Source organism: Nocardia sp. NPDC002869, from assembly GCF_046764065.1.
GTDB classification, from domain to species: domain Bacteria; phylum Actinomycetota; class Actinomycetes; order Mycobacteriales; family Mycobacteriaceae; genus Nocardia; species Nocardia rhamnosiphila.
In genome coordinates, this window is the sequence record NZ_JBKOOL010000227.1 from 1 (window position 1) to 7,263 (window position 7,263).

Consider the following 7,263-nt stretch of genomic DNA (forward strand, 5'->3'; position numbering starts at 1 on the left):
CCCGCCGCACCGCGAGGTGCGGCGGGTTGTGTTGTTTCCACCGGAAGCCGGGCGGCCGCAATTGCGGGCTGCGCCCGCGTTACCGCATCGGAACAGATCCGGAATATCGGGTCGGACCGGCCGTCCGCGCCGGCGCGCACTATCGGAATACTGTGGATGCCTGGGGATAATTGCGCCCCTCCCGCGCAGGTGGCCGCAGCGGGTCGGCCCGCGAGGGCGCTGTTCACGGCCGGGTGCCGAGCCCGGTCGACGGCGCGGCGGAGGCGCATCGGAACCCCGGGACAGGACACGCGAGCCGGGTGAAACCACCCATCGGGGTATCGGGCGCGCTACGTTGGAAGTGAGGACCGGAACGGTTGTCGCGGCGGGATTCGCCACCGCAGCCGATTCGTTACGAGTGCGAGGTGGTGAGATGACTCCACGAACGCGTTCGGGCCCCGGGGGCCGCGAATCGAATAACGCCTACGTCGCTCCCGATGCCGCCGGTCCGGTGGATTCCGCTGCCCCCGAGAACCACGCTGTGCCGTGGGATGCCGAATCCGACGCGGAATCGGCCGACCGCGGCGCCGTGCGGAGTCCGACGCCCGAACCCACCATGGGAGTCGCCGCCCCCACCGAAGCCGACCCACAGGAAGCGGAACGGATAGCCGAGGAACTCGCGGCCCTGGGGTTCACCGAAGCCCACGAGATCGGTCGCGGCGGGTTCGGGGTCGTGTACCGGTGTGTGCAGCGGGCCCTGGACCGCGTGGTCGCGGTAAAGGTGCTCTCCTCCGATCTCGATCCCGAGAGCCGGGAGCGGTTCCTGCGTGAGGAACACGCCATGGGCCGGCTGTCCGGGCATCCGAATATCGTCGACATCCTGCAGGTCGATGTGACCGCCAGCGGACTGCCGTTCATCGTGATGCCGTTCGCCACGCACGGGTCGCTGGAACGGCTCATTCACGAGACGGGCCCGCTGAACTGGGCCGATACTCTGCGGGTCGGGGTGAAACTGGCCGGTGCCATCGAGAGCGCGCATCGGACGCGAATCCTGCACCGGGATGTGAAGCCGGCCAATGTGCTGCTCAGCTCCTACGGTGAGCCGCAACTCACCGATTTCGGGATCGCCCGGATGCCGGGGGGTTTCCGCACGTCGAGCAGCCAGATCACCGGTTCGCCCGCGTTCACCGCCCCCGAAGTCCTCAAAGGCGCCGACCCCACCGTCCGCTCCGACGTGTACGGGCTCGGCGCGACCCTTTTCGCCCTGCTCACCGGCCATGCCGCGTTCGAGAGGCAGGCGGGGGAGCGGGTGGTCGCGCAGTTCCTCCGCATCACCACCCAACCGGTGCCGGATCTGCGGGAGCAGGACATTCCCGCCGATGTGGCGGCGGTGATCGAACAGGCCATGGCCCAGGAACCGGAGGAACGGCCGGCCTCGGCCTACGAGTTCGGCGAGATGCTGCGTGCGGTACAGATCGCACACGATCAGGTTCCTGACGAGATGGCGCTGCTGGATCCCGAGGTCACGGCGGTCGATGCCGCGCCGCCCGCCCACGACCGGGCGCCGGCGGTGACCGCGCGGCGCAGCTGGCCGCTGCTGCCGCCGACACTCGCGGGGCGTAAGGGCGCCGACGACGCCGGACCCGGCGCGTTCGGGGTCCCCGGAACGCGCAAGCCCAGGCCGGGGTCGGGCCCGCACAGCAGCGCATCGGGCCGTCTCGGCAGCTCCGGCCGTGCGCTGGAACATTCACCGGCCACGCTGCCGCCGAGTCCGGCCACCAAGTTCCGCCCGCCCACCCCGCCCCGGGAACCGGTGCGCCGGCCGCGTTTGCTGGACATTCTGCGTGAAGGTGTCGGCCGCCGGCTCACCGTGATCCACGCGCCGGCCGGTTTCGGTAAGAGCGTGCTGGCCGCCCAGTGGCGCGACGAACTCGCCGGACTCGATATCCCGGTCGCCTGGATAGGCATCGACAGCCGCGACGACAACGAGGTCTGGTTCCTGGCCCATCTGATCGAGGCCGTCAACCGGATCCGTCCCGAGATCGGTACCGGGTTGTGCCAGATGCTCGAGGAGCGACCCGCCGATACCGTCGCGTTCGCGATATCGAGCCTGATCGACGAACTGCACACCAGCGGGAAGCCGGTGGTCGTGATCATCGACGACTGGCACCGGCTCACCGATCCGGGCGCCTTACGGGTGTTGTCGGCACTACTCGACAGCGGCTGCCATCATCTGCGGTTCGTGGTGACCAGCCGGGACCCCTCCGACCTGCCGATGGGCCGGATGCGGATGAACGACGAGCTGGTGCAGATAGATTCCGAGCAACTGCGCCTGACCCGCGCCGAGATCGGCGAGATCCTGGTGCAGCGCAACGGGTTCTCCCTCGATACCGGCCAGCTCGACCGGGTGTACGCCGCCACCGACGGCTGGCCCGCCGCGATCCAGCTGATCAGCCTCGCGCTGCGCGACCACCCGGATCCCGGGGATCTGCTGAATCGTATGTCCGAAGGCGGGCACGGTATCCGCGAATACCTCGCCGAGAACGTGCTGGACACCTTGGAACCGGAGATGCTGAATTTCCTGTCCGATTTCGCGGTGATCGAGCATGCGAACGCGTCCCTGGCCATCGCTGTCACCGATAGCGACGAGGCCCCGCGCCTGATGGAGCAGGCCGAGCGGCGGGAACTGTTCGTGCGCCGCACCGACGAGGATCCGGAGTGGTACCGGATGCAGCCGCTGTTCGCCGAATATCTGCGGGCGCGACTGGAACGGACCCGGCCGGGCCGGGTGAGGACGCTGCACCGGCGGGCCGCGCGCTGGTTCGCCGAACACCAGCTACTGCGCCGGGCGGTGGATCATTCGCTGGCGGGCACCGACTTCAAAACCGCGCTCGACCTGCTGGAGAACGGCGGTATGGATCTGATCGACGGCTCGCGGGTGGCGACGCTGCTCGGGTCGGTCTCGAAACTGCCCGTGCAGCAGGTGGCTTCGCGGTCGAAACTGCTGATGGCAGTGGCGCGCGCGAATGTGAACCTGCAGCAGTCCACCGCGGCGCGCTCGGCCCTCAACCGGCTGTCCAACGTGCTGTCCCGGAGCCCGGAGGACGACAGCGATGTACGCACCCAGCGTTGCCAGGCCGCGGTGCTCGCCGCCTCCGACGAGATCTCCCACGACCGTACCGCCGGTGTGCTCGAGCAGGTCGCCGAACCACTGAAGCATCCCGACGAGCTCCCGGCGTGGACGGTGGCGACCGCGGCGAATATCAGCGCCTACGTCCGGCTCTGTGAATTCGACTATCCGGCCGCGGCGGCCACGCTGGAGTGGGCGCGGCCGTATCAGGAGCGGTCCCGCGAACCGCTCGGTGAGATCTTCGCCTGGTGCGGCCGCGGACTCCTCGCCTACGAACAACTCGATATCCCGGCCGCGCTGAGCGCCTACCGGCAGGCCTATGACATCGCGCAGACCCGGTCCGGGCCACGCTCACACGGCGTGCGGGCGGTCGCCGGGCTCCTCGGGGAATTGGAGTACCGGCGAGGTGACCTCAGCGCCGCCGAGGAACTGTTCGACGAGAGCTATCAGCTGGTCGCACGGATCGGCCCGATCGAATCACTGATCTCTACCATCGTGACCGGCGCCCGGGTGAAGGCGCTGCGCGGCGATCTCACAGCGGCGGCGGTGCGCCTGGCCGAGGGATCGCGGATCGCCGCCGATCACCAGCTGTCCCGGCTCGCCGCCCATATCCGGGCCGAGCAGATCCGGCTGGGCATAGTGCGGCCGGGTCCGGGCGATCGGCCGGAAGGCGCGGACAGCACCGCGCGCGGCCTGGCGAGATTGTCCGGGCGCGACCGCGGCCCCGGCCCCGACGGTGCGCCGACCGTGCTGAATATCGAAGCCGGCGAGGTCACCGTGATCCGCGCGCTACTCGAATCCGGTGATCGGCAGGAGCATGAGCGCGCGGCCCGCCATGCCCGTGCCCTCTACGGGCGCACCGGCGAACAGCAGCGACCCCGAGCCCAGCTCGATATGTCGCTGCTGCTCGCCGAATGCCTGGCCACCGCGGGCTGGGTGGGCGAATCGGCCGCCCTGCTGGCACCGGCGGTCTCCACCTGCGCCGAACTCGGCTGGACCCGGCCGCTACTGGATGCCGGGCCCGCGGTCCGCGAGATCTTGCGCGTGGTGCGCGACGACCTGCCGGTCACCACGCCGGACGGAACGGACACGGTCCGCACCCTCGGTGAGATCCGTGTCCCGATCCGTTTCCTCGACGAACTGCTCAGCTGATCAGCCGGTTACGGCTGCCACCAAGGCCGCAGTGGCACCTCGGGCCGCCCGCCGGGTCCGAGTTTCACGCCCAGTACCTGGTGCAACTGCACCACATTGCGTTCGAAACCGAGCCGGCTGCCCGCCATATACAGGCCCCACACCTTGGCGGTGCCCTCGCCGGCCTCGGCCACACAGGCATCCCAGTTGGCGACCAGGTTCTTGCACCATTCGGTGAGAGTCAGCGCGTAGTGTTCGCGCAGGTTCTCCTCGTGCAATACTTCCAGGCCGACGTTCTGGATATCGCTGATGATGCGACCGGAGCCGATGAGTTCCCCGTCGGGGAACACGTACCGGTCGATGAAATCGCCGGCCTTGGTGGTGCGGGTGTTGTCCGGCCGCGTGATGCAGTGGTTGAGGAACAGACCACCCGTCCGCAGCTTGCTCTGGATGAACCCGAAATAGTACGGGTAGTTCTGGACACCGATGTGCTCGGTCAGTCCGATCGAGGACACCGCGTCGAACTCGGTTTCGGTGATGTCGCGGTAATCGGAGTGGCGGACCTCGGCCAGTTCACCGAGACCGTCCTCGGCGATCTTGCGCTGGGCCCAGGAGGCCTGCTCGGCCGAGAGCGTGGCACCGATGACCCGGACTCCGCGCGCGGCGGCGTACCGGACCATGCCGCCCCATCCGCAGCCGATATCGAGAAGGCGATCGCCCTCCTTCAACCGCAGTTTCTCGAAGATCAGCCGGTACTTGTTCTCCTGTGCCTGCTCCAGCGTCCAGTCCCGCTCGCCGTAGCACGCACAGGTGTATGTCATCGACGGGCCGAGGACATACTCGTAGAACGTGTTCGAGACGTCGTAGTGATGGTGGATGACCTCGGCATCCCGGGCCTTGGAATGCCGCAGTCCCTCCAGGGCGATCCGCCGCCAGCGCGGCAGCGTCTCCTGCGGGGGCGGCGGGACCGGGCGCAGCCGCTCCCAGCCCAGCGAGCGGGCGATCGCCACCAGCGACAATGCCGACGGACGTTTGAACTTCAGGTCCGTCATGGCGGCGAGGATGGCGTACGGGTCGCCGGGGTGCACCCCGGCCGCATCCATATCGCCGGATATGTAGGCGCGGGCCAGCCCGAGGTCACCGGGCGCGTTGGCGAGATAGTTGATTCCGCGCGGGTTGCGGATATCGAGTGCGAATTCGGAATCCACCGGGCCGGTGGTGCTGCCGTCGTAAGCGGTCAGCTTGATGGGAACATCGCCGTCGACCAAGGTTTCGACAACCTCGGCGATGCTGAGCCGGGCCCCCAGGTCCGCGAAAGCATCGGATCTATCCTTGAATGTCGTCATCTGCGTTGCACCGCCTTCGAGTACAGATCCAGCAGGCGCTGGCCGGGATCGTAGCGTTTCTTCAATGCTTTGTAACTTTCACCGCCGTAGAGGGCGGCAAATTCCTCGGGCTCGTAAAAGGAGTCCGAGTACAGGGATTTGTGTCCGTCGAATTCGGTGACGGTTTTCTCGATGGCACGGTTCGCCGCGCCATCCAACTGCCCGGGCGATTTCGGAACCGCCGACCAGAAGCCGATATTCACATAGGTGCGACCGGGTCGCAGCGGGTACAGCGGCCAGGGGCGATCGCTGTCCGGGGTGCCGGAATCGCGCAGCCGCAGCGGGCACAACCAGATGGGTTCGATGGGGATTTCGCGCAGGAACCACTCCACGAAATCGGCGGTGCGCTCCACCGGGACCTCGATGTCCTGCACCACGCGCTCCTGCGGCGGCTCACCTTTCCGCGCGGCCAGCTTGTCACCGATGTTGTAGCGGTGATCCAGCGCGATCAGCTTCCAGTAGAAGCTGCTGCGCCGGTAGCGTTTCGGCCAGAAGCGGCGGATCTTCGGGTTCTGCGTCCCGAAGGCGCGCGAGCACCAGAACCAGTCGGTGTCCCATCGCCAGAGATAGTCGTGGACGGTCAGCCGGTCACGTTTGGGCGCCGGGCCGTCGTGCTGCATGGAGCGGTAGTAGATATCCATTCCGGTGTAGTCGCTGACCGGGCCCGGTTCCTCGGTCTGCCGGCCCAGCGTCAGGTAGCTCTCCCCGGCGCTGAACACGACCCCGTCCAGGTAGTCGACCCGCTCACCATCGTGGGTGCGTTCCAGTACGACCTGCCCGAGGACCGACTCGAGTTCCCGCAGATCGTGGAACCGCAGGTGGCGCAACTCCACATACGGCGGCACCGGTTCCAGCTCGATCTTCAGGCGGGTGGTGTAGCCGAGCGTGCCGTAGGAGTTCGGGAAACCGCGGAAGAGTTCGGCGTCGGCCCCGTCCGGGCCGATGGTGACGATCTCGCCGGCCCCGGTCAGCACCTCCATCTCCAGCACCGATTCGTGGGGCAGACCGTTGCGGAAGGAGGTCGATTCGATCCCGAGCCCGGTCACCGCGCCACCCAGGGTGATGGTCTTGAGCTGCGGCACCACCAGCGGCGCCAGGCCGTAGGGCAGCGTGGCGGCCACCAGCTCTTCGTAGGTCGTCATCCCCGCGACCTCGGCCGTTCTCGCATCCGGATCGACCTCGATCACCCGGGTGAGGCCCGAGACGTCCAGCCCCGGTGCCGTGTTCTTCGCCCGCGCGCGGAAGAGATTGGAAGTCTTCTTGGCCAGTCGCACATCGGCGTCGTCCGGGATGGCGCGATAGCTCGCGAGCAGGCGATCAACGCCTGCCCGATATGCAGCGAACCCGGATTCATATGCGGCCGGACCGTGGCCGGCCTTCCCCAACAGACTCATTGCCACGTCTAGACGCTAGCCCTACTCGGTCTCGAGCGGCCACAGCGGGGGGATTGTCGGTGGCGAAATGTCATATATCCGTTGCACCGTGTTCGAAGAACTGTTCACCCGGCTTGACCGCTATTCCTGAATTGTCGGCATTTTTGGCGCGCTGGCGCGCGCGGGGTTGAGGCCCCCTTGTGTCTCGCCGTTTCGGCCTCGAGACTCGAGCCTTCGGCTCATGCGCTTTCGAGGCCGAAACGGC

The 7,263-nt window shown here is 67.6% G+C and carries 3 protein-coding genes; 1 reads left to right on the plus strand and 2 read right to left on the minus strand.

Annotated elements, in window-relative coordinates; genetic code table 11:
* Positions 1–412: 412 nt before the first annotated feature.
* Positions 413–4,261 carry a protein kinase domain-containing protein gene (locus ACLML9_RS26680; RefSeq protein WP_411948098.1) on the plus strand — a complete coding sequence of 1,283 codons (3,849 nt, stop codon included), beginning with the start codon at positions 413–415 and terminating at the stop codon, positions 4,259–4,261.
* Between the two features lie 8 nt (positions 4,262–4,269).
* Here ACLML9_RS26680 and ACLML9_RS26685 read toward each other — a convergent pair whose 3' ends face one another.
* Together ACLML9_RS26685 and ACLML9_RS26690 are read right to left on the minus strand one after the other, a co-directional pair.
* A complete protein-coding gene (locus tag ACLML9_RS26685) occupies positions 4,270–5,586 on the minus strand; it encodes a class I SAM-dependent methyltransferase (RefSeq protein ID WP_411948099.1) in 1,317 nt (438 codons plus the stop codon).
* Entirely contained in the window at positions 5,583–7,019 is a 1,437-nt protein-coding gene (locus tag ACLML9_RS26690) for an FAD-binding oxidoreductase (protein WP_411948100.1), read from the minus strand. Before ACLML9_RS26690 ends, ACLML9_RS26685 begins: the two co-directional genes overlap by 4 nt.
* Positions 7,020–7,263: the final 244 nt, after the last annotated feature.